The sequence below is a fragment of the Faecalibacterium sp. IP-3-29 genome (assembly GCF_023347335.1).
GTDB classification, from domain to species: domain Bacteria; phylum Bacillota; class Clostridia; order Oscillospirales; family Ruminococcaceae; genus Faecalibacterium; species Faecalibacterium duncaniae.
On the sequence record NZ_CP094471.1, the window covers coordinates 1,120,834 to 1,145,200 of the forward strand.

The window sequence follows — 24,367 nt, forward strand, 5'->3', positions numbered from 1 at the left end:
TGGATATGCTTTGACGCAAAATTAACGTATAATACAATTGAAGAGAAGAGGCTTGTGTGAAAAGCCTCGTGGTTTCATCTGTTTTTTAAGGAGGATAAAACGAAATGGACCAGAAAAAGACCGTTCGGCCCTTCTCCATGAAGGACAAGATCGGCTATACACTGGGCGATCTGGGCTGCTGCTTCACGGAGCAGTACCGCGCCATGTATCTGTCGATCTTCTACACCTTGATCCTGCAGGTCAACCCCTTCCATGTGGGTATCCTGCTGCTGGTCACCAAGATCTGGGATGCCGTGAACGACCCCATCATCGGTGCGATCGTGGACTCCCGCAAGGCCACCAAGGGCGGCAAGTTCATCCCGTGGATCCGCGCCTTCTCGTTCCCCATGGCAGTGCTGTGCATACTTGGCTTTGTCAATGTGGGCAATATCAACTACGGCCTGCGTCTGGCCTATATGTTCGTCACCTACGTTCTGTACGAGGCACTGTACACCTGCGTCAACGTGCCCTTCGGTACCCTGTCCAGCGTGATGACCGATGATGTCAGCCAGCGCACCGCACTGTCCCGCTACCGCAGCCTGGGCGGCACCATCTTCATGACCGTCATGGTCATGATCGGCCCCCTGTTCCTGTATGTGGACAACAAGCCCGTGGCTGGCCGCTTCCTGATGCTGGCCTGCATCTGCGCTATGCTGGGCCTGCTGTGCCTGCAGATCACCTGCGTGTGGTGCAAGGAGCGCGTGGAAGTGCCCGAGCGTCCGCAGGGCGAAAAGCTGAACTACCTGCACGTGCTCAAGGAGATCTCTCACAACAAGGCTCTGCTGGGCGTGATGTTCTTCAGCCTGACCGGCATGATCGGCGCTTCTGTGGTCAACGGCCTGAACACCTATCTGTACAAGGACTTCTTCGGCAACGTCAAGATCCAGGCTGTCTCCGGCATGCTGAGCGTGCTGTACGCTGTGCTGTCCTTTGCCATCACCCAGCCTCTGGCCAACAAGTTCGGCAAGAAGGAGTGGTGCTGCATGGGTGCCGGCTTTGCCGCCATCGTGTTCGGCATCCTGTTCTTCTTCCCCGTCCATAACCCCGTGGCCTTCATCGTCATCAACGGCATCTGCTACCTGGGCGCTTCCGGTATGCAGGTGCTGATCTGGGCCATGGTCAACGACGCCATCGACTACCATGAGCTGCAGACCGGCGAGCGCAACGAGGGCATCGTCTACTCCACCTACTCCTTCTTCCGCAAGCTTGCAAGCGCCATTTCCGGCAGCCTGTCCAGCTTTGTGCTGGGTGCCATCGGCTACAACGTTACCGCTGGCGCTGTGCAGACCGCAGGCGTTGTGAACGCTATCTGGAAGAGCTACACCGGCGTCTACTTCCTGGGCTACGGCATTGCAGTTGCCATCCTGTTCTTCGTCTACCCCCTGACCAAGCAGAAGACTGCTGAGATGTTGACCGAGCTGAAGAGCCGCCGTGCCGCAAAGGAGAGCAAGTAAATGAAGATCTTACAGGTCCAGTTTCAAAACCGCAATGGCCACACCCTGCGCGGCATCGTGACCCTGCCTGATACGGAGGGCAAGGTGCCCTTTGTGGTGCACCTGCACGGCTTTGCCGGCAGCTGCAGCGGCTACAAGTCCATGTACACCCACCTGTCCCGCGCTTTGGCAGCGCAGGGCATCGGCAGCGCCCGGTTTGATTTCTACGGCAACGGCGAGAGTGACGGCGAGTTCGAGGATATGAGCTTTGACGGCCTGCACACCGATGCACAGGATATCTTTGCATGGGCAGCCCAGCAGCCCTATGTGGACAGCGAAAAGATGTTCCTCTCCGGCCAGAGCATGGGCGGCTACATTGCTGCCTCCTGCGCTCCGGTGATCCAGCCCCACGGCCTGATCCTGCTGTGCCCGGGCGCAGGGATGTGGTTCGGCTGCGCCCAGCGCGCCGACGGTGTGACCCAGACCGGCAAGGACTACGCCGACATGGAGGGTCTGTGCTACAAGATGGCCTTTAACTATGAGATGGCCAAGCACCCCGATCCCTTTACCGAGGCCAAGGGCTACAACGGCCCGGTGCTTCTGCTGCGGGCCGACGATGACCGTCTGGTGGACGAGGGCACCTGCAGCCGCTATGCCGAGGGGTACACCGCACCCGAGGTGGATACCATTGCAGGCGGCGGACACAACTTTGCCACGCTGACCGCTCGTGCCGCCGTGGAGGAAAAGACCGCCGCATTCATCAAAGCACATCTGTAAGGAGGCATTTGTATGGAAAACATGATCCTGCAGCCCATTGTAGTGGGCGGACAGACCTTTAAGAATCGCATTATGTTCCCCCCGCTGACCACCGGTTACGAGAAGAACGGCATGATCAGCGAGCAGGACATGGGCTTCTACACCCGTCTGGCAAAGGGCGGCGTAGGCTACATCGTTCTGGGCGACGTTGCACCCATCAACAGCTTTTCTCCCACCCCTAAGCTGTTTGACGACAGCCAGATCCCTGCCTTCAAGGAGCTGGCCGACAGTGTTCACGCCTACGGCACCAAGCTGGGTGTCCAGCTCTTCCACCCGGAGTACGACGTGGATGCCATCAACAGCCTGTTCATGCAGAAGAAGTTTGACGAGATGCGTCAGCGCCTGCATCACGACATGATGTTCTTTACCGATGAGGTCAGCGAGGAAATGCTGATGGCTATCATCGATAAGATGTGCGCCTGCGCGGTGCGTGCCCAGAAGGCCGGTGTGGACGTGATCCAGATCCACGGCGACCGCCTGAACGGCTGCCTGTGCTCCACCCGGATGAACCACCGCACCGACAAGTTCGGCGGCAGTCTGGAGAACCGGGTTCGCTTTGCCCGGATGCTGACCCGCGCCATCCGCAAGGCTGTGCCGGATATGATCATCGACTACAAGCTGTCCATCGTCACCCCGCAGCGCGGCAAGGGCGGCATTGACGAGGCCGATGCCGTGCAGTTTGCCCAGTGGCTGGTGGAGGACGGCGTGGATATGTTCCACGTTGCCCAGGCCAACCACACCGGCAACATGGCCGATACCATTCCTCCCATGGGTGTGCAGCCCTACGGCTTCTTTGTCAGGATCGCCGGCGACATCAAAAAGGCTGTCAACGTGCCGGTCAGCGCCGTGGGCCGTATCGTGGATGCCGAGATGGCTGAGCGCGTCATCGAGAGCGGCATGGCTGATATCGTTGCCATGGGCCGCCCGCTGCTGGCTGACCCCGACTGGGGCACCAAGATCGCTGCCGGTAAGGCCTGCGATATCCGCCGCTGCATCAGCTGCAACAAGGGCTGCACCGATGCTATCCAGAACCGCCAGTTCCTCTCCTGCGTGCTGAACGCAGAGAACGGCTACGAGAACAGCCGCAGCATCCAGCCTGCAGAGCAGAAAAAGAAGATCGCTGTCCTGGGCGGCGGCCCTGCCGGTCTGGAAGCAGCCCGTGTGGCAGCCCTGCGCGGCCATGATGTGACCCTGTTTGAAAAGACCACCTCTCTGGGCGGTCAGCTGAACATCGCCTGCGTGCCTCCCCGCAAGGAGGAGATGCGCCGCGCCACGCAGGATCTGATCCATGCAGTCTGCAACGCCGGTGTGCACCTGTGCATGGGCCAGACCCGCACTGCCGAGCAGCTGAAGGATGCCGGTTTTGAGGCAGTCATCAACGCTGTGGGTGCCCACAGCGCCGCACCCCGCATCCCCGGCATTGACGGCGTGAACGTGGCCGATGCCTGGAAGGTGCTGGCCGGTGAGCAGCAGGTGTACGGCACTGTGGCTGTCATCGGCGGCGGCATGGTGGGCTGCGAGACCGCAGAGTATCTGGCTGCCCGCGGCTGCAAGGTGTCCGTCATTGAGATGATGGACAAGATCGCAGCAGGCGAGAGCACCACCATTCTGCCCACCCTGCTGGAGAACTACAAGACCTACGGCGTGGAGCAGTACCCCAGCCACAAGGTCAAGGAGTTCCGCATGGATGCCGTTGTCTGTGAGAACAAGGACGGCGCAGAGGTGACCATCCCCTGCGATTACATCGTGCTGGCTATGGGCGCACGCTCCAACGAGTTTGACGCTGCTGCGCTGGAAGCTGCCAACATCCCGGTGTACTCCATCGGCGATGCCGCAGGCAAGGCTGCAGATATCTCCAACGCCATCCGTACCGGCTACGATACCGCCTGCCAGCTGTAAAGTAGTCTGAGATGCGCACAGCGCATCGCCAAAAGTGCAAGCCCGGAAGGTCTGTGTGCCTTCCGGGCTTGCTTTTTTTCGGGAAAAGACGTGATCATTGGCCGCCCTCTGCGATATTTTTCCGTCGGTTAAGACTGGATATAGAAATCCGACAAGAGTTGTGTTAGAATAAGGCATCCGGGAGCGCCATGCGGCGGGTGCTCCGCTTCAACATGAAAAATGGAGGCTTTTTATGAAAAAGACCTATCGCTCGTTCTTTTGTCTGCTTGCAGTGCTGCTGCTCAGTGTCAGTGCACTGCCCGCTGCCTCGGCACTGTTTTCGGAGCGGCTCTACTACTATGGTACGGTGGAAGAGATCAGCCGCAATGAGGACGGCACGGTGGAGTCCGTACTGGTGACCGCAGAGGGGCAGGAGACCTATGAAATGGTGATCACTGAGCGCACCCAGTGGCAGGACCATGACGAAAAGACCACCTCCGATCCCGCTACCCTTGCAGTGGGGGAGCAGATCTGTGTGGTGCACGACCCTGCCGTGATGATGTCGCTGCCGCCGCAGTCGGTGGCTTATACCGTCATCCGCAATTTCCCCGCAGGTACGGATCTGGAGCAGGAAGCCCGCGACGCTGCCTGCCCGGTGAAGCAGTTCTTCGCCCGGACCCGCAAGGCCATTGAGGACTGGTTCTACCAGACCATGCCCATTGCGGAGTGAATCTGACTGCATCGTAAAAAAGGAAAAACATCTGCTGTCCCACACCGGAGGCTGTCACGTCCGGCAAAGGGGCAGCAGATGTTTTTTTGTGTGTAATCCTGCCTTGTTCAACTTACGATTCATCCAGTTGGGCAGCAGTGCAGAAACACTCAGTTCCGCTGGAACCCAAGATAGCGGGTGCCCTGAAAACTCAGCTTTCCAATGTCGCCCTCCACAAGCATTCCGTAGTCCGAACCACTTACGGTAAGCTCCATGCGGTCGCCGCTCTCTACCTGAAAGGTCACATAATAGGTGGTAAACGTATGCATCATCGTGTTGTCCGTGTGGTGATGAGAGACCTCCGTGCGCTTTGCCACCACCGCTGCCGGAACGGTGAGCCGCGGCGAATGGTTGTTTTTATTCCATGTGCGGATATTTCCGATGATGGTGTATAGAATCATGCCCAGAACCACAAGGAACAGGATGGGAAACAGGATGTTGAACAACAGATCAAATCCAGCGAAAAACATCTTACTCCTCCAAAATTTCTTCCAGCAGTCCCTTTACGTCCTCCAAAAAGGATTCCTCTCCAAGGGTGTTCACTTTGAAGAACACCGCCTGACTGCCGCCTGCGGTGATGGCGGATAACCGGATCGGGCTGTCCCCGTTCTGAAACATGGTCAGCGTCAGACTCAGGCGATTACCGCCCATCACGCTGTACCGTTCAAAGACGCGGACGCTGCACCGGGCATCGCCCTCTTTGAAATCACTTCCGGCTTCCAGCTCTGCCGACCAGCTGCTGGCCGGAATTTCGTTTTCCAACTTCCAGAGCAGCTGATCAAATTTCTTGTTCTGAATGGTCTTTTCAAAGATCGCCATAATGGTTCCTCCGTTTTACCAACAAAATTCGGTCCCTTATCCTTAATACGAACGAACCCGCAGGAAAATTGCAGAATGCCATCCCTGCGCTCCGGATTCGGAGGAATACTTTGTGATCTTCCAACAGCATACAGTAGCACCAGGGGGTGCTGTGTATGCTATTAACGCTGCTGCAATTTTTCGCTACAAAATTTCTGGTGCTGGCGCTGCATCTGGAAGCGGGGAGTTTCCCAAAGCCGCTCAGCGCACGGGAGGAGATCGAAACCTTTGCGGCTCTGCGGGCGGGGGACAGGAGTGCGCGGGAGAAGATCATCCGGCACAACCTGCGGCTGGTGGCCCATGTGGCAAAGAAATACTACGCCCAGCCCGGCGACCAGGAGGACCTGATCTCAATTGGAACCATTGGGCTGATGAAGGCCGTGGATACCTTTGACACCACCCGCAAGGCGCGGTTTGCGACCTATGCCAGCAGATGCATTGAGAATGAGCTGCGGATGCATTTTCGCAGGGAGCGCAGAAATGGTGTGGTCGTTTCCCTGCAGGAAACACTGGAAGCGGGGAAAGAAGACAGCGCGTTGACTCTTTCCGATGTGCTGCAGGACGGCTTCTGCATGGAGGATGCCTGTGAGCGGCAGGACGAGGCCCGGCGGCTGCGCAGGCTGATCGAGGGCCTGCCCGCCCGGGAGCGCAAGCTGATTCTGCTGCGGTACGGGCTGGCGGGTCAGCCGCCCCTGACCCAACTGGAAACGGCACAGCTGCTCCAGATCAGCAGAAGTTATGTCTCAAGGCTCGAGACCCACGCACTGGAACAGCTGCGCAAAGGCTGGCTTCAAGAATCACCGGGAGAATAAAGGGTGCCGCCTGCGGGCGGCGTACATATCCTCTTTTGCAATGGGATTTGGTGTGGTATACTGAATTCGTAAAATTGAAAAACGAGAAGGTGCAAAATGAAATGAAAATCCGTAAGGCAAACGCGAAAAAATAGATTCCATAAGCGAGTGACCTGAAAAGGACACCACCGAGAAAAGGAAGCCTCTATGAAAAAAGCATTGGCAGTACGGGAGCAGCAATGGTATCAGACGATCACGGCATGCTGCCTTCTGTGAGTGCTAAATTGATTCGAAGGAAAGTATGTGAGAAGAATTCTGTGTTCTGTTGCGTTCTTGCGGTCGAAATGTTGCAGGATGGCAAGCCTACACTGATTTACGCAATAGTTTGCAAGAAACCTGAAGAAAATTTTGCAAAAGAGAACTTTATGGGACATTACTTCTGCTAAAATGACCTTAGAAGAAACAAAAAGAAACTTCTGAGGAGGACAAAACAATGTCAAACGGTGATTATGGTTACTTCGGCAAAGGCGATACGGGCTATGCCCAGTACATGACGGCGTTCAACCGCAACTTCGGCGGCTCGTCCGGCGGCGGTGGTGGTGGCGGAAACCACAACAACAATGGCGGTGGCGGCGGGGACGGCAGCGGATGCGGCTGCCTGATCGCTATTGCAGTGGTCGTGGTGCTGATCCTGATCATCTTGGATGGCTGAATCAATCCCTGCAGGTGAAACACAGGTTTTCCCTGTGGGGATTTTTTGAATCCGCTTGTAGAAAGCAACGGTCTATGGTAGAATGAAACCAAAGAAAAACAGGAGGGCTAACACATGGTTTTATTGGTTGTGGATACACAGAAAGGTATCGTGGATGAACGCCTGTATGCGTTTGAAAAGTTTGTCAGCAACATCAAGGAGCTGATCCGGACTGCCCGCGAACAGGGAATCGAGGTCGTCTATGTCCAGCATGACGATGGGCCCGGCACCGGTTTCTCCATCGGGGATGATGAGTTTGATATCTATTCTGAGTTTGCACCACTGCAGACCGAAAAACGGTTCGTCAAGACTGTATGCAACGCTTTCAAGAAAGAGAGCGGATTGCTGGAATATCTGACCGCAAAGGGCGAAAAAGATGTGATGGTCTGCGGCATCATGACCGACTTCTGCATCAATGCAACGATAGAAGCAGGCTTTGAGCACGATTTTCATATGATCGTCCCTGCCTATGCAAATTCCACGCAGGACAACGAGTATATGACAGGGGAGCAGAGCTACCACTATTACAATGAATTCCTCTGGCCAGATTGTTATGCCGATTGCGTGCCTATGGAGAAAGCGTTGGAACTGCTCAAAAAGTGATGTGTTTACAATGATTTTTGAAAAAGTAAAAAATCAGATTCAAGTGGTGCAGGGTGATATTACCAAACTGGACTGTGACGGCATCGTGAATGCGGCCAATCGCAGTCTGTTGGGCGGCGGTGGCGTGGATGGTGCCATCCACCGGGCAGCAGGACCGGAATTGTTGGCGGAGTGTCGTACGCTGCACGGCTGCCGCACCGGAGAAGCAAAAATCACTAAGGGCTACCGGTTGAAAGCAAAGTATATCATTCATACGGTAGGCCCGATATATTCCGGCACAGCAGAGGATGCCGCGCAGCTGGCGGACTGCTACCGCAATTCGCTGAACCTTGCCAAAGAGCATGATGTCCATAGCATTGCGTTCCCGGCAATTTCGACCGGCGTGTATGGCTACCCGCTGGAAGATGCCACGGAGATTGCAGTCAAAACAGTGGCACAGTGGCTGGAAGCACATGCGTATTACGCAATGCAGGTGATTTTCTGCTGCTTCGATGCCCGGACGGAGCGGGTATATCAGGCAAGGCTGTAACCGGAAGAGGTGTGAGAGATGGGCTTTTTCAAAAAGCTGTTTACAGGGATCGGGTTTGCGGCAGGATTTCTGTTCTTCGGATGCTTGTCAGTGATTGTGTATTCATGCAGACGTGAAACTCCCGACGGACGGTCAGAATGACAGTGGGGCGGTGGAGCAGAAACTGCATGTCCTGTTGTACAAGTCCACGCTGCCAGAAAATGACCTGAATCGGGCACTGGACGAGCTTCGGACAGAGCGCAGACGGCAAAAGGCAGAGTATCAGGGGGCACCGTTTGCGGATGTGTTTCTGGTGAACCTGATTTTATCCGATGAGGACAGTGAACGGGCCTGCATCGTGGATGTGGGGGATACGGGCATGAGCTATGTCATTCCATGGAGCAGCATCCCGAAAGACCTGCAGGAACCTCTGCACCGCTACGTATCGGAAGCGGAAGGAAAACTCTGCGGCTACTGCAAGGAAGAACTCTGCAACAGCGAAAACGGCAGGATGGTCGTGGAACTGTATCTTAGTAAACAGGATGGGCATGGCTCCCGAATCCTGTACTGAAAATGGAGTAAAGATTGAAATACAGAGAAATCGCAGACGGCATTTTTGTTGACCGTCCCAACCGCTTTATTGCCCATGTGGAAGTGAATGGAGCAGTGGAAACCGTCCATGTCAAGAACACCGGGCGGTGCAGGGAACTGCTGCTGCCCGGTGCGGCGGTGCGTCTGGAAGTGTCAGACAACCCGAAACGCAAGACAAAATACGACCTTGTGGCGGTACGCAAGCAGGAACTTGGCTGGGTCAATATGGACAGTCAGGCACCCAATAAGGTGGTAGGGGAGTGGCTTGCAAAACAGGGCTACGACTATATCAAGCCGGAATTCACCTATGGGAAGTCCCGCATCGACTTTTATATGGAAAAGGGCGAGCAAAAGTATCTGATGGAAGTCAAGGGCTGCACACTGGAAGTGGACGGTATCGGCTATTTCCCGGATGCACCCACCGAGCGGGGGGTGAAGCACCTGCACGAGCTGGCACAGGCACAGCGGACAGGATATCAGTGCGCTGTGGCCTTTGTGATTCAGATGGAAGGCATCACCGAGGTGCGGCCAAATGTCAGCACACAGCCGGAGTTTGGCACGGCACTGGCCGAAGCAAAGGCTGCAGGTGTGCAAGTGCTGTTTTTGCTCTGCCATGTAGGGCGGGATAGTCTGGAAATCGTGGAGCAGAGGGAAGGGTGAAGACGGCAGAAAAACGCTTTGCGTGATTCAGTTACAGAAATCATAAATAGGAAATGTTATCATATAGATACAAGAAACACACCGATAACATTCCAATGGAGGATTTCGATATGAAGGCAAAGTTTTACATCTGCAATCACTGTGGCAACCTCGTCACTACCATCCATAACGCAGGCGTTCCGCTGGTCTGCTGCGGGGAGAAAATGAAAGAGCTGGTTCCCAATACGGTGGAAGCCAGCGGCGAGAAGCATCTGCCGGTGGCAGAGCTTTCTGGCAGTCGTCTCACGGTCACAGTGGGCGCGGTGGAGCACCCCATGGCGGATGTTCACTATATCCAGTGGATCTTCGTGGAGACTGAGAACGGCGGGCAGATCCGCTATCTGAATCCGGGGCAGGCTCCCAACGCGGTGTTTGAACTGGGCAGTGAAAAACCGGTGGCCGTTTACGCATACTGCAATCTGCATGGGCTCTGGATGACGAAACTCTGATACAATCAATGCAAACGGGGAGTGATTTGATGTCACTCCCTGTTTTTTTTGATGAGAACTTTATGCGGTTCCTTTGGTTCGGAACTGTGTATAAATGGGATGGATAAAATGAGTAGGCACACTATATGCGTTTGTTAAACGCTGATAGCGTTCAATTTTTTGCGTGGAATCGTGAAAATGAGACCTGTGAAAAACGTAGAAAATTTGATATGGTTGCGCTGCAAACTAAGACATATTGATGCTTTTGAAACGAGAAGCCGCTGCTGCTCGATTGAGTTGCTGCAGGATCTTTCGTCCTGCCTGAATGTCAGAACGGACTATCTGCTGAACGGAGATGCACCGCATAACAACCATCTGAGGGAAAGACTGACGTTTCTTGCACAGGAATTAGAAAAGATTACGGCGGACCTCCCGGTATGGGGATAGGAAAAGCAAAATCCTCTTTTTCAATGCCCAAAAGCGTGGTAGAATAGGGAAAAGATTCAATATCTGAAAAACGGAGCGCGCAACAATGAAGATTCTGGTCAGCGCCTGTCTGCTGGGCGAAAACTGCAAATACAGCGGCGGAAACAATTACAATCAGGCGGTTTGCGATTTTGCGCGGGGGCATCAGGTGGTTCCGGTCTGCCCGGAGGTGCTGGGCGGCCTGCCCACACCGCGGTGCCCGGCGGAAATCGTGCAGGGCGTTGTCACGAACAAAGAGGGCATCAATGTGGACCGGGAGTTCCGAGCGGGCGCAGCCAAGGCCCTTGCCATCGCAAAAGAAAATGGGGTGGAGCTTGCCATCCTGCAATCCCGCAGTCCCAGCTGCGGCGTGAAGGAAATCTACGACGGAACGTTTTCTGGGACAAAGATTCCCGGACAGGGTGTTTTTGCCAAGATGCTGATGGACAAAGGCATCCGCGTTCTGGATGCCGGGGAATTGCCTAAAATTATCTTGAAAAATGAGGACGGAAAATGTCAATCAGACTGATTTGCAGCGATATTGACGGTACGCTGCTGCAATACGGCAGGAAAGAGCTGGAAGGAGAGATCGTTGAACAGATACGGGAGCTGCATCGGCGCGGTATTTTGTTCTGCCCGGCATCCGGCCGGCAGTATACCAGCCTGCGCAAGCTCTTTGCACCGGTGGCAGACTGCTGTGTGTTTCTTTGTGAGAACGGCGGCGTGATCTATAAAGACGAACAGTGCATCGCCAAGAACCCGATGCCCCGTGCACTGGCCGAAGAAATCGCCAACGACCTGTGGACCCGCAGCGACGGGCAGGGCGAAGTGATGCTCTCCGGTCAGAATACTGCATACCTGATGGAGCGGGGTCTGGGAATGCTCAAGCGTATTCAGTTCATCGGGAACAATTATCAAATCATCCATGACCCTTCCGAGGTGCCGGAGGAGATCACAAAAGTATCGGTGTATCTGCACGAAGGCGTAGAATCTTACACGGAACGGCTTGTCCCACGATGGAAAGAGGCGAACTGCGCTGACAGGAGAATTTTATGACAGAGCGTTATTGTGAGGGTGAACGGTTTGCTGACCTGTCGCTCACCGAGGAGGCTTTTGAGGATTGCGGCTTTACCGACTGCGTGTTTGTGGATTGCTCCTTTACCAAATGCGAACTGGATCATACCACGCTGAATGAGTGCAAATTCGTGCGGTGTGAGATCACAGGTCTGCGCAGCACCCATTCTTCGGTGCAGTCGCTGGATTTTGAGGACTGCCGTTTGCAGGAAATCGAGTGGGCACCACTGATGTCCAACGGTGCCTTCCCAGACCCCATTCACACGCTGAAAGAGTGCAGTCTGAAATATAACACCTTCACCGAAATGAACTTTAACCGCTTCGACTTTTCGGATGGCAACGAAATTGTCGGCTCAATGTTTGCCAAATGCGAGATGCAGCTGGCGAATTTCAAGGGCGTGGAACTTCACGAAACGGAATTCTACCAGTGTGACCTGCGCAAGGCGGATTTCCGGGATGCCGCCGGTTATAAGGTGGACATTCTGGGCAGCCGCCTGAAGGATGCGAAATTTTCGCTGCCGGAAGCGGTGAATCTGTTGGCGGATTTGAAGATCAAGCTGTCGTAAGAAGGAGGAAAAATGCGTCAACTCATCATTGCACGAAAAGATCTGCAGATGTCGCCTGGCAAGCTGGCGGCGCAGTGCTGCCACGCTTCGCTGGCATTCCTCACCGACCCCATCGGCATGGGACAGGGCGTGAAACCCATTGAGAAAGACGGAGAAATTACCGGCTATCGGGCAGAAATCATGTTGGAGAAAGCAACCTATGAAGAATGGTTCGATGGCTCTTTTACCAAAACTATCTGCGGGGCAAAGAACCGCAATCAGCTGCTGAAAGCAAAGACAATTGCCGAGGAATTGGGCCTTGTGGAAAACAAAGACTTCTTCCTTATCCGGGATGCCTGCCACACCGAGCTGGAGCCGGAAGAATTTGATGAAAACGGAGAAGGCATGACCCTGACCTGCATCGGTTTCCGCCCGCTGCCGGATGAAATTGCACACCAGATCAGCCATAAGTTCCATTTGTATTGATTCCTGATAGAACTCCTTTATTTTATAAGCATTTTCCGCAATCGCTGCAGCCGTTGCAGATCAACTTGCTGCCGCAGGTCTCGCAGTTTGCGCGGAAATGGGGCACATAGAGATCTTCCTGCGGGATGGGGTAGCCCCAGTCGTCCACGAGGTCAAAATGAATGGGCCTGCCCTGATAGTTCATGCCGGATTTACAGGCCATTCGGCTTTGCAGCTGCTTGTTTGGCAGGTGGTAGCGCCTGCCGTCCTTGATGAACACGGTACCGGTCTCGATAAAGCAGAAGGTCACATTGGCATCCACGCATTCCTGCCGGAGAGACTTGACCCAATCAAAATTGCAGGGGCGGGCACCATCATAGTTTTCGCCGCCGCAGATGACCTGCTCGATTTGCCCGGCGGAAAGGTACTGCCGGATGCTTACTGGCCCGATGAAGGGCGCGCACATGATGCCCTTGTGCTTGAAGGGTAGGTCAAACAGAATGGGAATGCGCTCATCGGCGCGGCGCTGATTTTCACAGGTGACGTTGAAAAAGATGTTGTCCCAACCGCTGCCCCAGTCCGGCGGCAGGCACTCACGTACCCGCTGCGGCCGTTTGGTGAGCAGAAAAAACACCACATCGCTGCGCTGGCGCATGATGTCCCACGCCTCAGCCCGCCACGGGTCGGCTTCTTCCAAGAAGAAATCCGAGGTCATGCAGACCCGGATCTGCTCACCACTCTGGATTTTGTAGTGTCCGGTGCGGTCTTTCTGGAGCGGATAGGAAAAGCCGCTTTTCGTTTTGTAGATCTCGGCTCCGTTCTGGTCCCGCATCCGGTCGAGAAAATACATGTAGCAGTTCTGGCAGCCCTCGCTGCACTTGACGCAGCCGTGCCATGGATTCCAGATGTCGTGCAGGAAGCTCACCTTCTTTCGGTACCTATTATTATAATAGCTGCGCGGACAGGAAACAAGAGCACCCCTTGCGCCACCCCATCGGATGTGATAGGATGAAGAAAACCATGTGAGGGAGGAACCACCATGCCGTTTCTGATGATCCGCAACGACATCACCAAGGTGGCAGCGGATGCCATTGTCAACCCGGCCAACCGGAACCTTTTGCAGGGCAGCGGCACCAGCCGTGCCATCTATCAGGCGGCAGGGGAGCAGGAGCTGACCGCCGCCTGCGAAGCCATCGGCCGTTGCGATTTGGGCAGAGCCGTGTGTACTCCGGCATTCGGGCTGTCGGCAAAGTACGTTTTCCATGCAGTCTGCCCAGCGTGGCACGACGGCGGGTTCGGCGAAGCAGAACAATTAGCCGGTGCCTACCACTCTGCGCTGAAATTAGCCGCAAAGTACCACTGCGAAAGCGTGGCTTTCCCGCTGCTGTCCAGCGGGAACTATGGCTACCCCAAAGAACAGGCCTTCCGCATTGCGGTGGACACCATCACACAGTACGTCATGGAGCACGACCTGACTGTGTATCTGGTGCTTTACGACCGGGACTCGCTGGCCGTGAGCCGGAAGCTGTTCGCCTCGGTGGAGGAGTACATTGACGACCACTATGTAGCACAGAACGATGAAGGCTACGGATTTGGCCGTCGGCGCAGAGAATCCACAGAGCGTCGGCGGAGGCTTCCGGAAGAAGATGCTGCCCTGCCGATGCTAGGTGCAGTTCCGGCACCCGCCGCGGCACCCAGGACATCCCGCAGTCTGGAAAGCCTGATGGACAACCTTGGCGAGAGCTTCACCACCCGGCTGCTGCGGCTCATTGACGAGCGGGGGCTGAAAGACTCCACCGTGTACAAGCAGTCAAACATCTCCCGGCAGCATTTCTCCAAAATTCAGTGCAACCGGGACTACAACCCCAAAAAGAAGACTGTGCTTGCCTTTGCGGTGGGACTGCATCTGTCGGAGGATGAGACCATCGACCTGCTCAAAAGCGCAGGCTATGCCTTCTCCGATGGCTCCAAGCGGGATTGGATCGTGCGGTACTGTCTGGAACAGAAAATTTATAATATCAATCAGGTCAATACCCTTTTGTTTGAATACGATCAGGAACAGCTGGGTGCGTGATTTGTCGCCTGCCCGTTGACCTTTTGCCTGCCGGTTTGTGGTATCCTTCTGTCAGAAAGACAGAACACCACAAAAACGGAGGGCATTTATTATGAAAAAGAATCTTACAGAGCTTGTTTTTATCCTCGACCGCAGCGGCTCCATGGGTGGGCTGGAGCAGGATACCATCGGCGCAGAGTGGAAAGAACAAATCGAAGCTGATTTCCAGAAGCGGCATCATAGGTAAGGGAGGAAACAGCCATGTTAGGAGCAATCTTGGGTGACATCGTGGGCAGTCCCTATGAATTTGACCACAACAATTACAAGCACAAGGATTTTCCGCTGCTGAGCGAGAAATCGCACTTCACCGATGATACCGTCATGACCGCTGCGGTGGCAGTTGGTCTGATTGACGGAAAGGGTCTGCCGGAGAGAACATTTTGTGCAGTGCAGCATGAAATGCGGTTCTGGGGCCGTGAATATCCCCATGCCGGTTACGGCGGGATGTTCCGCGGTTATGACCTGAACCGTACCTGCGATGAAATTCGGCCGACCTATCATCATGTGGAGACCTGTCAGGAAACTGTGCCGGAAGCAATCATTGCTTTTCTGGAAAGCGTCAGTTTTGAGGATGCACTTCGCAATGCGGTCTCTCTGGGCGGCGACAGCGACACCCTTGCCTGTATCACCGGCGGCATTGCCGAAGCTTTTTACGGGATGCCGCAGGAACTGCGGGACGAGACTTTGAAACGTCTGCCGGAGGATATCCGGGAAGCATATGAGCTGTTTCGGTGGAACATCGGCCAGAGATAAGACATTCGGAGAACCAAGGAGCAGATACAACACACTCGTGATGTGAAGTATCTGCTCCTTGGTTTTTAATAAGACTCGATGGAGGGTGTCTTGCATCGGCCTGAAAAATCCGATATACTGAACCCAGAGAGTATATCGAATTTTTTGGGAAAAGGAGAGAACGGTATGGAACATCTTTATGAAAAGGTACTGGAAAGTGCGGAATATATCAAGACACACACGAAAAAGCGCCCGAAGATCGCGGTGGTGCTGGGCTCCGGCCTTGGCAAGCTGACCGCGGACTTTACGGATACGGAAGAACTGTCCTACAAGGATATCCCCAACTTCCCGGTATCCACGGTGGCAGGACACAAAGGCGCATTGTTGGCTGGCAAGCTGGGGGACACGGAAGTCTACGCCATGGAAGGCCGCTTCCATTTCTATGAGGGCTACTCCATGAAGGAAGTCTGCTACCCGTTCTATGTGTTCAAGCTGCTGGGCGTGGAAAAGGTGGTGTTGACCAACGCCTGCGGCGGCATCAACCGGGAGTTTGCGCCGGGCACCCTGATGCTCCTCACCGACTTCATCAACATGATGGGCACGAACCCCCTCATCGGCCCCAACGACGAGCGCTTCGGCCCCCGCTTCCCGGACATGACCGAACCTTACAGTCTGGAACTGCGGAACCTTGCCAAGCAGACCGCCGATGAACTGGGCATTGCCTACAAGGAGGGCGTTTACATGGGCTTTATGGGCCCTTGCTATGAAACGGCGGCTGAAATTCGCGCCTTTGCGGGGATGGGAGCCGATGCCGTGGGCATGAGCACCGTGCCGGAAACCATGGTCTGCAACTACATGGGCATGAAGGTACTGGCCGTCAGCTGCATCACTAACATGGCCACCGGCATCCAGACGGTCAAGCATAGCCACGCCCGCGTGCTGGAGATCGCAAATCAGGCAGGCGATACCCTGTGCCGTTGGCTGGGCGCGGTGATCCAGAAGGTGGAAGGATAAGGAGATTCGGATGAGAGAAAACATCGTTTTTGATTATTTGCTGGCAAATGCCTGGGGTTTGCCGCTTTGCCGTGTGTCCGTGTCAGAAGATGGCTTCGTTCAATGTCAGGAGAACAGAGAAAATACACAAGGACTGCAACTGGAAAAGGCAGAAGTGGATAAAATCAAATCAATCGTTTCAGAACATACGCATATATTGGATTATGACAGTAAAGAACTTGAGTCGCCAGATGTGTTTGATGGAGTTATGAATTTTTTTGATTTTGAGGCATCTGATGGACGAAAAGTGAACTTGATGGCTTTTAATATTGGCGAAGTGAAAACCCCTGGCATGAGCTTTTCAAAAGGTCTCCTGGAGAAAGGAGAACCGGACGAAATCGTCGTTCCGGTAAAAGCAATGGAGGTAGTAAAGACATTCGAGGAAATCGCTGCTACTCTGGTGGCGAATGGAGTGGATGCCAAATGCTTAAGGCTAACATATGCCTGAAAAACGCCTAAGATTACATGAAAGATTATCAGAAAATTATCTTTCTGTGAATTTTAGCACTCTACACTTGACACTGCTAACAAATGGTGCTATAACAGTGGCGTGCTCAGGAGGAAGGGCAAAAGGAGAGCCGCAAGGCTCCCTGGAAAGCCCTTCTGAATGGACGCTTCAGATTTTTTGCCCCGACCCGAACGCCGGGATTGGAGGAATGATTTATGCTTATGCCGACTGTTTTCCATGAAAACCTGTTCGATGATTTCTTCGATCCGTTCTGGAATGACGCTGCACTGGAACGTATGATGAACCGTGAGGCGCGTGATACCTTTGGTAAGCGCGGTGCAAACATGATGAAGACCGATGTCAAACAGACGGACAACGGCTACGAAGTAGCGGTTGATCTGCCGGGCTGCAAGAAGGAAGACGTTCAGATGGATCTGAACGACGGCTACCTGACCATTCAGGCAGTGCGCAGCCACAGCAATGACGAAAAGGATCAGAAGGGTCGCTATCTGCGGCGCGAGACCTTCTCCGGCACCTGTGCACGCAGTTTCTACGTGGGCGATGTGAAGAAGGAAGACATCCATGCAAAGTTCGAGGATGGCGTCCTGCATGTTGAGCTGCCTGCTCCTCAGCAGACGAAGGCTTTGCCTGAGAACCCGAATCTGATTGAAATCGAGTAAAACGCCGGTCGTGTGCGCCAAGTCACACACGCACATAAGATGCCCCCGGAGAGCCGCAACAAGCTCTCCGGGGGCATTTTTGTTTCGCTATCTTTTCCGCAAGGGAAAAACATGGTATACTGAGAACAGCAACTCGGAATTTATGGAGGTACTTCACTATGGAATACAAACGCTTTGGCGGTAAGCTCCTTGTCCGCATCGACAAAGATGAGAAATTCGGTGAAACAAATTTGATTTTAGGGGGACAAAGATGAGTGATGTAAAAGGAAAGACCGGCGCAGTCCTGAGGGAGACGGCAGTCCTGACCGGGGCGGTGGCGATCATTGCGGCGGGCGTTTTCTTTTTTCTGGTGCCGAGCCATACATCCGTCAGCAGCATTTCCGGCCTTGGCATCGTGCTGTCCAATTTTGTGCCGCTGCCCTTGTCGGTCATTACGATGATCCTGAACGTCGTGCTTCTCATCATCGGGTTCTTTACCTGCGGCAGAGAATTTGGCGCAAAGACCGTATACACCAGTGTGCTGCTGCCGGTGTTTCTGGGGCTGTTTGAAAAGCTGTTCCCGGAGTTCGGCTCGATGACCGGCAGTCAGGAGCTGGACGTGCTGTGCTATATTCTGGTGGTCAGCATCGGGCTGAGTATTTTGTTCAATCGCAATGCATCCTCCGGCGGGCTGGATATCGTGGCAAAGATCATGAACAAGTACCTGCACATGGAATTGGGAAAAGCCATGTCTCTGTCGGGAATGTGTGTGGCGCTTTCCGCGGCCCTGGTCTACGATAAAAAGACCGTGGTGCTGAGTATCCTCGGTACTTACTTCAACGGCATCGTGCTGGACCATTTCATCTTTGATAACAGCATCAAACGCCGCGTCTGCATCATCACCGAAAAAGAGGAGGCGCTGCGTCAGTTCATCCTCCATGACCTGCACAGCGGTGCGACCATGTACGAGGCCATCGGTGCATACAATCTGGAAAAGCACAACGAGATCATTACCATCGTGGACAAGAGCGAATATCAGAAGCTGATGAACTTTATCAACCGGGAAGACCCCAAGGCTTTTGTTACCGTTTACAATGTGTCCAGCATGCAGTATCAGCCCAAGATCTAATCGGCGGAGAGCTGCGTGGTATACTCAAGTCCGGAAATATCAAAGCGCATGGAGGTAAAAAGCATGCTGACCTATACCTATGTTTCAGAGGGGACGTTTGCCCTGATGGAAAAACCAAAGCCGGTGCTGCAGCACGAGCGGGACGCCATTGTAAAGGTGACCCTTGCCAGTATCTGCTCCAGCGATCTGCACATCAAGCACGGCAGCGTGCCACGGGCGGTGCCCGGCATCACGGTAGGGCACGAGATGGTGGGCATCGTAGAAGAAGTGGGCAGTGCGGTGACCAATGTGAAACCCGGCGACCGGGTGACGGTGAACGTGGAGACCTTCTGCGGAGAGTGCTTTTTCTGCAAAAAAGGCTTTGTGAACAACTGCACCGATCAAAACGGCGGCTGGGCGCTGGGCTGCCGCATCGACGGCGGGCAGGCCGAGTATGTCCGGGTGCCCTTTGCGGATCAGGGACTGAACAAGATCCCGGACGGCGTTACCGATCGGCAGGCGCTGCTGGTGGGCGATGTGCTGGCCACCGGCTTTTGGGCGGCACGCATCTCGGAAATCACCCCCGAGGATACCGTGCTGATCCTCGGTGCAGGGCCGACTGGCATCTGCACGCTGCTGTGCGTCATGCTGCACAGCCCCAAGCGCATCATCGTCTGTGAAAAGGACGCAAGCCGCCTGCAGTTCATCCGTCGGCACTACCCGCAGGTGCTCACCGTGCAGCCGGAGGACTGCGCCGCCTTTGTGCGTGCCCACAGCGACCACGGCGGGGCCGATGTGGTGCTGGAGGTGGCAGGGGCAGACTCCACCTTCCGGCTGGCATGGGAGTGTGCACGGCCCAACGCCATTGTGACGGTGGTGGCACTGTACGATAAGGCACAGACCCTGCCGCTGCCGGAAATGTACGGCAAAAACCTCACCTTTAAGACCGGCGGCGTGGACGGCTGCGATTGTGAAGAAACGCTGCGTCTCATCGCAGAAGGCAAGATCGATACCGAACCGCTCATCACCCACACCTACCCCCTGCGCCGGATCGCAGAGGGCTACGAGCTGTTTGAAAAGAAACGGGACGGCGTGATCAAGGTGGCAGTGGAGTGCTGACGGTCTGCGCCAAGTCACACACGCACATAAGGTGGCCCCGGAGAGCTGTAACAAGCCCTCCGGGGCCATTTTTGTTCCTGGCATCTTTTCCGCAGCGGCAAGGCGTGGTAGAATAAGGGCAGAACCAATCCACAGGTGAGAAAATCGAACTTCAGAGAGAGGAGATGTTTCTATGCAGTCTGATGAGCTGAAACGCCGGATCTCGGCAGGCAGAGGAGATGCTTTGGCCGATCTGGTTTTGAAAAATGCCAGAATCGTCAATGTGTTTACCGATGAGATCGACACCGCTGATATTGCCATCAGCGGAAATTCAATCGTGGGCGTGGGCACGTATCATGGCCGGAAAGAAGTTGATCTGCACGGCAAATATGTCTGCCCGGGCCTGATCGATGGGCATATCCACATCGAAAGCTCCATGCTCTGTGGTCCGGCTTTCGAGCAGGCAGTGCTGCCCCACGGTACCACTGCGGTGGTCACAGACCCACACGAGATCTCGAACGTTGCGGGGCTGGAAGGCTTGGATTTTATGCTGGAAACGACAAAAAATCTGACCCTTTCGGTTTATTTCATGCTGCCCTCCTGTGTTCCGGCCACGGATCTGGATGAATCCGGTGCGGTGCTGAACGCAGAACAGCTCCGGCCTTACTACGGCGATCCCCGTGTGCTGGGGCTTGCGGAACTGATGAATGCCTACGGGACGGTGCGCTGTGACCCGAAGATCCTGCAGAAGATCCGCGACTGCACCGAAGCGGGAAAGATCGTGGATGGACACGCACCGCTCTTGAGCGATAAGGACCTGAATGCTTATATTGCGGCAGGCGTTCGGTCCGATCACGAGTGCTCCAACATCGAGGAAGCCATGGAAAAACTCCGGCGCGGACAATACATCATGATCCGGGAAGGAACGGCTGCCAAAAATATGGAGGCCCTGATGCCGCTGTTCCGGGAGCCTTATTGCAGCCGCTGTATGCTGGTGACGGATGATAAGCACCCCGGTGACCTGCTGGACAGCGGCCACATCGATTCCAACATCCGTAAAGCGATCCGGCTGGGCGCAGACCCGGCAGTGGCCGTCAAAATGGCAACGCTGGTCCCGGCACAGTATTTTGGGTTCAAGCAGCGCGGTGCCGTAGCACCGGGGTACCGGGCAGATCTGGTTGTGGTTTCTGATCTGGAATCCTTTACGGTCGAACAGGTTTACAAGAATGGCACGCTGGTGGCCGAGCACGGAAAAACGCTGAAACCTGCACCGCTTGACATCGACCGTGTGAGATTTTCCCACGTTATGGATTCCTTTGATCTGGATGAGATCACACTGCAGGACCTGGAACTTCGGGAAAGCGGGGAGCAGGAGCGTGTCATCTGCCTGAACCGGGGCGAGCTGCTTACGGAGGAAAAAATCATCCCGTTCCAACGGCATCCGGGCAAAGCTCCCGGTGTGGACCCGGAACACAACATCGTAAAACTGGCCGTTTTTGAGCGGCATCATCACTCCGGCCATGTGGGCATTGGCTTTTTAGGAAACTTCAGCCTGAAATGCGGAGCCGTTGCATCGAGCATCGCACATGATTCCCATAACCTGATTGTGGCAGGGGACAACGATACCGATATGATGCTGGCCGGCAACACTGTGCGGAAAAACAAAGGCGGACTTGCGTTTGTGGCAGATGGACAGGTCGTGGCAGAACTTGCGCTTCCGGTGGCCGGATTGATGAGCACCGAAAGCGCAGAGAGCGTTGCGGCGAAAATGCAGGCGCTGAACGATGCCCTCAAGGCACATGGTGTAGCGGAAGATATCGGCATCTTTATGACCCTCGCCTTCGTCAGCCTTCCGGTCATTCCAAAACTCAGACTGAATACATACGGCATCATCGATGTAGCGCAGCAGAAAGTCGTTCCGGTTGTTTTTTAATACGCGATAACAAAAATACTGCCGGAGACCGACCCGAATGGTCCGTCTCCGGCAACAGAACAGTTCGTTCCTACTCTTAGAAGCGAGCCGCATCAAGAGAAAAATTGACGGAAATTCTTATTTGATAAATCGGAATTTGAAGGAGTGTTAAATATGAAATTCCCATTTTATGACGCACCAAATACAGCTACAATAACCTGTTTCCACATATTAGAGAATGGAGAGCCTATTTTGTATGTATCACATGATGAAGATGATGGAATGTGGCAATTTCTATGTGGAAAAGCACATGAAACAGACGAAGCAAAGTTAGTATCCTTAAAATCAGTATTCGACTTAGATAATTCTGTTGGTATTCTAAAGGATATGCCTTGCGGTTACTATGCTGAAAGAAAAGCTCAAGATGATGAATGGAGTGTTAGAAAACGGTAACTATCAGCTCGGTCAATTCGCGTTTATCGAGGTGAACATTTAAGTATTAAAAACGGGAGTGAAAACAAATGATGACCATTGCACAGATCATGGAAAAGATGATCGCCTTTTCCGAAGGGAATATCCATGACATCACGCACCTGAGCTGCGTGTGGACCTATGCCAAAACGGCAGCAGGTATCCGGCTGACGAAAACAGTGTTTGGAGTGTAAAAATGATTCAGAAGCATTGCTTTGAATGCGGTACGGCATTGATTGAAAAAGAACTGGAAGAAGAGGGCATTGTGCCTTATTGCCCGAAATGCCAGCAATACCGGTTCCCGATGTACAATGTGGCGGTCAGCATGATTGTTGTGGATGAGGAGACCGGGAAAATCCTGCTCATCCAGCAGTACGGCAAGCCCTCTTATATTCTGGTGGCTGGATATGTGAACCGCGGTGAGGCAGAAGAACACGCCGTGGTGCGGGAAGTCCGGGAAGAAACCGGGTTGGAAGTAGAGCACCTCCGGTTCAACCGTACTAAGTTTTTTGAGCCGTCCAACACGCTGATGTGCAACTTTACGGCTTTCGTCAGAACCGCAAAGGCGCTGCATATCAACCACGAAGTGGACCGCTGCAAGTGGTTCACCCCACAGGCAGCCAGAGAAAACATCCGTCCCAACAGCCTTGCGGCGGAATTTTTGAATGCGTATCTGGACGAAGTGGGGAATAAGCCGATGGAGATGTGATTCGTGGCTGTGCCACGGGAATTTTGACGGAAAGTATGGAAAAAAGTTGGTTCGGCCTGTTTCGGTTGACTTTTTTATAAAGAATCGGTATATTGATACTATGTAGTATCAATAAGTATCAACTGCGAGGTGGACAGAATGGATGGGGCACAGTTTGCCAAAATGCTTTCAGATAAGCATTTGTTTGAACTCAATCAGATGGAATACAAGTACTCGACTGTCAGCGTCAAAGAATTTGCCGAATTGCTGCGGCAAAACTTTGCGCAGCCTCTGCCGTTGACTGATTTTTCTGGAAATAAGTTGTTTTACCTGCCGAACCTCGCGCAAATTTCAACAAATGGTATGAAGCAGTTGCTCTCTGTCCCGGTCAGTGGACAAAATTTCGGCTTGTCGGCGATGACCGAGGAAATTTATGCTACTTTTCAAATTGAAAGTATCCGCTCGACCCGCAGCAGTATCCGTTATATCCTCGATGGTTATGCCCCTCGTGATGAACAAGAAGCCCGCATCTATGGTATGAAGCGCGGACTGGAGTTTATCGCGAATCGTCAGAATAGGATCACCGAGGAGAATCTGCATCACCTATATCAGATCAGCACAGGGGATTATCTCCCGGATGAAGATCGATTACTGCCAAACCACTTTTATCGGCATGGCGAGGTTTTTATTGTGGGCGGTGAAGAACCCAGACCGGGACTTCCGGCAGAGCGGCTTCCCGGTGCCATGAAATGTCTTGTCGATTTTGCGAATGCCAATGACGGCATCAATGAGCTGCATAAGGCTGCCATTCTGCACTTTGCCTTTGCGTACTACCACCCCTATTTTGACGGGAATGGACGCACTGCACGACTATTTCACCTCTGGTATCTTGTTCAGCAGGGCTATCCTGCGGCACTGTTCACGCCGTTTTCCCGATACATCGCTGAAAACAAGGACGCATATTACAAAGCCTACGAACGCGTGGAGAGAAATGCTCTGATTTCCGGTTATACGGATGTGACTCCCTTTCTGTTCTACTTCTGCAATGAGGTCTATAACCGCCTGCAGGTGGATGCAGTCCCGCCGAAAACTGATCTTGAGGTATATCAAACTGCTCTTGCGGAAGGAAAAATCACAGAAAAAGAACGGCTGCTCTGGGAGTATGTTCTGTCTGCTTATGGTGCAGAGGAGTTTACCACAAAGCAGCTGGAAAAGGATTTCCGAAACGCTGCGTATGCAACCATTCGGACGTTTGTGATGAAATTCCATGAGATGGGGCTGCTTACTGCAAGAAAAGCAGGAAACAGGGTGTTCTATCGTGTCGGTGGAGCGTCTGATGTCCTATCATTGTAATGAGGCGAAAAATTCAAGG

Annotated in this window: 31 protein-coding genes; 28 read left to right on the forward strand and 3 right to left on the reverse strand. The window is 53.8% G+C overall.

Going from position 1 to position 24,367, the window contains the following annotated elements; genetic code table 11:
- Nucleotides 1–104: 104 nt before the first annotated feature.
- The 4 genes from MTP40_RS05350 to MTP40_RS05365 all read left to right on the forward strand — a co-directional run bounded on the left by MTP40_RS05350 (nucleotide 105) and on the right by MTP40_RS05365 (nucleotide 4,896).
- Nucleotides 105–1,493, forward strand: a complete 1,389-nt coding sequence (locus tag MTP40_RS05350; protein ID WP_154276464.1) for an MFS transporter — start codon at nucleotides 105–107, stop codon at nucleotides 1,491–1,493.
- Nucleotides 1,494–2,249: an alpha/beta hydrolase family protein gene (locus MTP40_RS05355; protein WP_097770641.1), complete on the forward strand. Its 756-nt coding sequence runs from the start codon at nucleotides 1,494–1,496 to the stop codon at nucleotides 2,247–2,249. It abuts the gene before it with no gap.
- A 12-nt stretch (nucleotides 2,250–2,261) separates the two neighbouring features.
- Complete coding sequence (gene bilR / locus MTP40_RS05360; protein WP_154276465.1) at nucleotides 2,262–4,187, forward strand: bilirubin reductase, long form; 1,926 nt, start codon at nucleotides 2,262–2,264, stop codon at nucleotides 4,185–4,187.
- 232 nt (nucleotides 4,188–4,419) lie between these two features.
- Entirely contained in the window at nucleotides 4,420–4,896 is a 477-nt protein-coding gene (locus MTP40_RS05365; protein WP_207684257.1) for a hypothetical protein, read from the forward strand.
- A 149-nt stretch (nucleotides 4,897–5,045) separates the two neighbouring features.
- Here the strand turns inward: MTP40_RS05365 and MTP40_RS05370 are convergent, their stop codons facing one another.
- Both MTP40_RS05370 and MTP40_RS05375 read right to left on the reverse strand, forming a co-directional pair.
- The gene (locus tag MTP40_RS05370) at nucleotides 5,046–5,405 is read right to left on the reverse strand and encodes a DUF2500 domain-containing protein (RefSeq protein ID WP_207684256.1); all 360 of its coding nucleotides are present in this window, start codon (nucleotides 5,403–5,405) and stop codon (nucleotides 5,046–5,048) included.
- Between the two features lies 1 nt (nucleotide 5,406).
- Entirely contained in the window at nucleotides 5,407–5,754 is a 348-nt protein-coding gene (locus MTP40_RS05375) for a DUF6054 family protein (RefSeq protein ID WP_005932394.1), read from the reverse strand.
- A gap of 155 nt (nucleotides 5,755–5,909) precedes the next feature.
- Between MTP40_RS05375 and MTP40_RS05380 the strand changes: the two genes are divergently transcribed.
- From MTP40_RS05380 to MTP40_RS05430, 11 genes are all read left to right on the forward strand, one after another.
- The gene (locus MTP40_RS05380) at nucleotides 5,910–6,605 is read left to right on the forward strand and encodes a sigma-70 family RNA polymerase sigma factor (RefSeq protein ID WP_223453893.1); all 696 of its coding nucleotides are present in this window, start codon (nucleotides 5,910–5,912) and stop codon (nucleotides 6,603–6,605) included.
- A gap of 472 nt (nucleotides 6,606–7,077) precedes the next feature.
- Nucleotides 7,078–7,296, forward strand: coding sequence for an HFLK protein (locus MTP40_RS05385; RefSeq protein WP_117532980.1), 219 nt, complete (start codon nucleotides 7,078–7,080; stop codon nucleotides 7,294–7,296).
- Between the two features lie 114 nt (nucleotides 7,297–7,410).
- Nucleotides 7,411–7,938: an isochorismatase family protein gene (locus MTP40_RS05390; RefSeq protein WP_117532981.1), complete on the forward strand. Its 528-nt coding sequence runs from the start codon at nucleotides 7,411–7,413 to the stop codon at nucleotides 7,936–7,938.
- Nucleotides 7,939–7,948: 10 nt separating this feature from the next.
- Nucleotides 7,949–8,467 (forward strand): O-acetyl-ADP-ribose deacetylase, encoded by a 519-nt coding sequence (locus MTP40_RS05395; protein WP_156074996.1) that lies wholly within the window; start codon nucleotides 7,949–7,951, stop codon nucleotides 8,465–8,467.
- 151 nt (nucleotides 8,468–8,618) lie between these two features.
- Nucleotides 8,619–9,017, forward strand: a complete 399-nt coding sequence (locus MTP40_RS05400; RefSeq protein ID WP_207707242.1) for a hypothetical protein — start codon at nucleotides 8,619–8,621, stop codon at nucleotides 9,015–9,017.
- A 14-nt stretch (nucleotides 9,018–9,031) separates the two neighbouring features.
- Nucleotides 9,032–9,697, forward strand: a complete 666-nt coding sequence (sfsA, locus tag MTP40_RS05405) for a DNA/RNA nuclease SfsA (protein WP_207684255.1) — start codon at nucleotides 9,032–9,034, stop codon at nucleotides 9,695–9,697.
- 110 nt (nucleotides 9,698–9,807) lie between these two features.
- Nucleotides 9,808–10,185, forward strand: coding sequence for a desulfoferrodoxin family protein (locus tag MTP40_RS05410; RefSeq protein ID WP_055185761.1), 378 nt, complete (start codon nucleotides 9,808–9,810; stop codon nucleotides 10,183–10,185).
- Nucleotides 10,186–10,696: 511 nt separating this feature from the next.
- A complete protein-coding gene (locus tag MTP40_RS05415; RefSeq protein ID WP_207684254.1) occupies nucleotides 10,697–11,158 on the forward strand; it encodes a DUF523 domain-containing protein in 462 nt (153 codons plus the stop codon).
- Nucleotides 11,143–11,685, forward strand: a complete 543-nt coding sequence (locus tag MTP40_RS05420; RefSeq protein WP_242700850.1) for an HAD family hydrolase — start codon at nucleotides 11,143–11,145, stop codon at nucleotides 11,683–11,685. The genes MTP40_RS05415 and MTP40_RS05420 overlap by 16 nt, the downstream gene beginning before the upstream one ends.
- Nucleotides 11,682–12,269 carry a pentapeptide repeat-containing protein gene (locus MTP40_RS05425; RefSeq protein WP_207684253.1) on the forward strand — a complete coding sequence of 196 codons (588 nt, stop codon included), beginning with the start codon at nucleotides 11,682–11,684 and terminating at the stop codon, nucleotides 12,267–12,269. The genes MTP40_RS05420 and MTP40_RS05425 overlap by 4 nt, the downstream gene beginning before the upstream one ends.
- A gap of 12 nt (nucleotides 12,270–12,281) precedes the next feature.
- A complete protein-coding gene (locus MTP40_RS05430; protein ID WP_117930484.1) occupies nucleotides 12,282–12,734 on the forward strand; it encodes an aminoacyl-tRNA hydrolase in 453 nt (150 codons plus the stop codon).
- A 22-nt stretch (nucleotides 12,735–12,756) separates the two neighbouring features.
- Here MTP40_RS05430 and MTP40_RS05435 read toward each other — a convergent pair whose 3' ends face one another.
- Entirely contained in the window at nucleotides 12,757–13,638 is an 882-nt protein-coding gene (locus MTP40_RS05435) for a DUF5131 family protein (RefSeq protein ID WP_335341488.1), read from the reverse strand.
- Nucleotides 13,639–13,752: 114 nt separating this feature from the next.
- On the opposite strand from MTP40_RS05435, the gene MTP40_RS05440 reads away from it, so the two are divergent.
- The 13 genes from MTP40_RS05440 to MTP40_RS05495 all read left to right on the forward strand — a co-directional run bounded on the left by MTP40_RS05440 (nucleotide 13,753) and on the right by MTP40_RS05495 (nucleotide 24,348).
- Nucleotides 13,753–14,787: a macro domain-containing protein gene (locus tag MTP40_RS05440; protein ID WP_207684252.1), complete on the forward strand. Its 1,035-nt coding sequence runs from the start codon at nucleotides 13,753–13,755 to the stop codon at nucleotides 14,785–14,787.
- Between the two features lie 91 nt (nucleotides 14,788–14,878).
- On the forward strand, nucleotides 14,879–15,013 hold the full coding sequence (locus MTP40_RS14430; RefSeq protein ID WP_255536305.1) for a hypothetical protein: 135 nt from the start codon (nucleotides 14,879–14,881) through the stop codon (nucleotides 15,011–15,013).
- Between the two features lie 14 nt (nucleotides 15,014–15,027).
- Entirely contained in the window at nucleotides 15,028–15,579 is a 552-nt protein-coding gene (locus MTP40_RS05445; RefSeq protein WP_207684251.1) for an ADP-ribosylglycohydrolase family protein, read from the forward strand.
- A gap of 165 nt (nucleotides 15,580–15,744) precedes the next feature.
- Nucleotides 15,745–16,572 (forward strand): purine-nucleoside phosphorylase, encoded by an 828-nt coding sequence (locus MTP40_RS05450; protein WP_207684250.1) that lies wholly within the window; start codon nucleotides 15,745–15,747, stop codon nucleotides 16,570–16,572.
- A gap of 10 nt (nucleotides 16,573–16,582) precedes the next feature.
- Nucleotides 16,583–17,059: a hypothetical protein gene (locus MTP40_RS05455; RefSeq protein WP_117477261.1), complete on the forward strand. Its 477-nt coding sequence runs from the start codon at nucleotides 16,583–16,585 to the stop codon at nucleotides 17,057–17,059.
- Nucleotides 17,060–17,274: 215 nt separating this feature from the next.
- Nucleotides 17,275–17,739: an Hsp20/alpha crystallin family protein gene (locus MTP40_RS05460; RefSeq protein WP_005933975.1), complete on the forward strand. Its 465-nt coding sequence runs from the start codon at nucleotides 17,275–17,277 to the stop codon at nucleotides 17,737–17,739.
- A 250-nt stretch (nucleotides 17,740–17,989) separates the two neighbouring features.
- The gene (locus MTP40_RS05465; RefSeq protein ID WP_156057600.1) at nucleotides 17,990–18,847 is read left to right on the forward strand and encodes a YitT family protein; all 858 of its coding nucleotides are present in this window, start codon (nucleotides 17,990–17,992) and stop codon (nucleotides 18,845–18,847) included.
- A 63-nt stretch (nucleotides 18,848–18,910) separates the two neighbouring features.
- Nucleotides 18,911–19,945: an alcohol dehydrogenase gene (locus MTP40_RS05470; RefSeq protein ID WP_035394006.1), complete on the forward strand. Its 1,035-nt coding sequence runs from the start codon at nucleotides 18,911–18,913 to the stop codon at nucleotides 19,943–19,945.
- Between the two features lie 172 nt (nucleotides 19,946–20,117).
- Entirely contained in the window at nucleotides 20,118–21,857 is a 1,740-nt protein-coding gene (gene ade, locus MTP40_RS05475) for an adenine deaminase (RefSeq protein WP_249259958.1), read from the forward strand.
- 153 nt (nucleotides 21,858–22,010) lie between these two features.
- Nucleotides 22,011–22,289, forward strand: coding sequence for a hypothetical protein (locus tag MTP40_RS05480; protein ID WP_117532994.1), 279 nt, complete (start codon nucleotides 22,011–22,013; stop codon nucleotides 22,287–22,289).
- A gap of 68 nt (nucleotides 22,290–22,357) precedes the next feature.
- The gene (locus MTP40_RS05485) at nucleotides 22,358–22,501 is read left to right on the forward strand and encodes a hypothetical protein (RefSeq protein WP_223385157.1); all 144 of its coding nucleotides are present in this window, start codon (nucleotides 22,358–22,360) and stop codon (nucleotides 22,499–22,501) included.
- Between the two features lie 2 nt (nucleotides 22,502–22,503).
- Nucleotides 22,504–23,016 carry an NAD(+) diphosphatase gene (locus MTP40_RS05490; protein WP_207684249.1) on the forward strand — a complete coding sequence of 171 codons (513 nt, stop codon included), beginning with the start codon at nucleotides 22,504–22,506 and terminating at the stop codon, nucleotides 23,014–23,016.
- Nucleotides 23,017–23,154: 138 nt separating this feature from the next.
- A complete protein-coding gene (locus MTP40_RS05495) occupies nucleotides 23,155–24,348 on the forward strand; it encodes a Fic family protein (protein WP_207684248.1) in 1,194 nt (397 codons plus the stop codon).
- Nucleotides 24,349–24,367: the final 19 nt, after the last annotated feature.

What these genes read in the sequence shown, in the direction of transcription:
- MTP40_RS05380 (WP_223453893.1), top strand. Translation starts at nt 5,910, where the DNA reads ATGCTATTAACGCTGCTGCAATTTTTCGCTACAAAATTTCTGGTGCTG.
- MTP40_RS05370 (WP_207684256.1), bottom strand. Translation starts at nt 5,405, where the DNA reads ATGTTTTTCGCTGGATTTGATCTGTTGTTCAACATCCTGTTTCCCATC.
- MTP40_RS05470 (WP_035394006.1), top strand. Translation starts at nt 18,911, where the DNA reads ATGCTGACCTATACCTATGTTTCAGAGGGGACGTTTGCCCTGATGGAA.
- MTP40_RS05460 (WP_005933975.1), top strand. Translation starts at nt 17,275, where the DNA reads ATGCTTATGCCGACTGTTTTCCATGAAAACCTGTTCGATGATTTCTTC.
- MTP40_RS05410 (WP_055185761.1), top strand. Translation starts at nt 9,808, where the DNA reads ATGAAGGCAAAGTTTTACATCTGCAATCACTGTGGCAACCTCGTCACT.
- MTP40_RS05415 (WP_207684254.1), top strand. Translation starts at nt 10,697, where the DNA reads ATGAAGATTCTGGTCAGCGCCTGTCTGCTGGGCGAAAACTGCAAATAC.
- MTP40_RS05455 (WP_117477261.1), top strand. Translation starts at nt 16,583, where the DNA reads ATGAGAGAAAACATCGTTTTTGATTATTTGCTGGCAAATGCCTGGGGT.
- MTP40_RS05450 (WP_207684250.1), top strand. Translation starts at nt 15,745, where the DNA reads ATGGAACATCTTTATGAAAAGGTACTGGAAAGTGCGGAATATATCAAG.
- MTP40_RS14430 (WP_255536305.1), top strand. Translation starts at nt 14,879, where the DNA reads ATGAAAAAGAATCTTACAGAGCTTGTTTTTATCCTCGACCGCAGCGGC.
- bilR (WP_154276465.1), top strand. Translation starts at nt 2,262, where the DNA reads ATGGAAAACATGATCCTGCAGCCCATTGTAGTGGGCGGACAGACCTTT.
- ade (WP_249259958.1), top strand. Translation starts at nt 20,118, where the DNA reads ATGCAGTCTGATGAGCTGAAACGCCGGATCTCGGCAGGCAGAGGAGAT.
- MTP40_RS05480 (WP_117532994.1), top strand. Translation starts at nt 22,011, where the DNA reads ATGAAATTCCCATTTTATGACGCACCAAATACAGCTACAATAACCTGT.
- MTP40_RS05350 (WP_154276464.1), top strand. Translation starts at nt 105, where the DNA reads ATGGACCAGAAAAAGACCGTTCGGCCCTTCTCCATGAAGGACAAGATC.
- MTP40_RS05420 (WP_242700850.1), top strand. Translation starts at nt 11,143, where the DNA reads ATGTCAATCAGACTGATTTGCAGCGATATTGACGGTACGCTGCTGCAA.
- MTP40_RS05490 (WP_207684249.1), top strand. Translation starts at nt 22,504, where the DNA reads ATGATTCAGAAGCATTGCTTTGAATGCGGTACGGCATTGATTGAAAAA.
- MTP40_RS05385 (WP_117532980.1), top strand. Translation starts at nt 7,078, where the DNA reads ATGTCAAACGGTGATTATGGTTACTTCGGCAAAGGCGATACGGGCTAT.
- MTP40_RS05375 (WP_005932394.1), bottom strand. Translation starts at nt 5,754, where the DNA reads ATGGCGATCTTTGAAAAGACCATTCAGAACAAGAAATTTGATCAGCTG.
- MTP40_RS05440 (WP_207684252.1), top strand. Translation starts at nt 13,753, where the DNA reads ATGCCGTTTCTGATGATCCGCAACGACATCACCAAGGTGGCAGCGGAT.
- MTP40_RS05445 (WP_207684251.1), top strand. Translation starts at nt 15,028, where the DNA reads ATGTTAGGAGCAATCTTGGGTGACATCGTGGGCAGTCCCTATGAATTT.
- MTP40_RS05355 (WP_097770641.1), top strand. Translation starts at nt 1,494, where the DNA reads ATGAAGATCTTACAGGTCCAGTTTCAAAACCGCAATGGCCACACCCTG.
- MTP40_RS05495 (WP_207684248.1), top strand. Translation starts at nt 23,155, where the DNA reads ATGGATGGGGCACAGTTTGCCAAAATGCTTTCAGATAAGCATTTGTTT.
- MTP40_RS05430 (WP_117930484.1), top strand. Translation starts at nt 12,282, where the DNA reads ATGCGTCAACTCATCATTGCACGAAAAGATCTGCAGATGTCGCCTGGC.
- MTP40_RS05365 (WP_207684257.1), top strand. Translation starts at nt 4,420, where the DNA reads ATGAAAAAGACCTATCGCTCGTTCTTTTGTCTGCTTGCAGTGCTGCTG.
- MTP40_RS05425 (WP_207684253.1), top strand. Translation starts at nt 11,682, where the DNA reads ATGACAGAGCGTTATTGTGAGGGTGAACGGTTTGCTGACCTGTCGCTC.
- MTP40_RS05465 (WP_156057600.1), top strand. Translation starts at nt 17,990, where the DNA reads ATGAGTGATGTAAAAGGAAAGACCGGCGCAGTCCTGAGGGAGACGGCA.
- MTP40_RS05485 (WP_223385157.1), top strand. Translation starts at nt 22,358, where the DNA reads ATGATGACCATTGCACAGATCATGGAAAAGATGATCGCCTTTTCCGAA.
- MTP40_RS05390 (WP_117532981.1), top strand. Translation starts at nt 7,411, where the DNA reads ATGGTTTTATTGGTTGTGGATACACAGAAAGGTATCGTGGATGAACGC.
- MTP40_RS05395 (WP_156074996.1), top strand. Translation starts at nt 7,949, where the DNA reads ATGATTTTTGAAAAAGTAAAAAATCAGATTCAAGTGGTGCAGGGTGAT.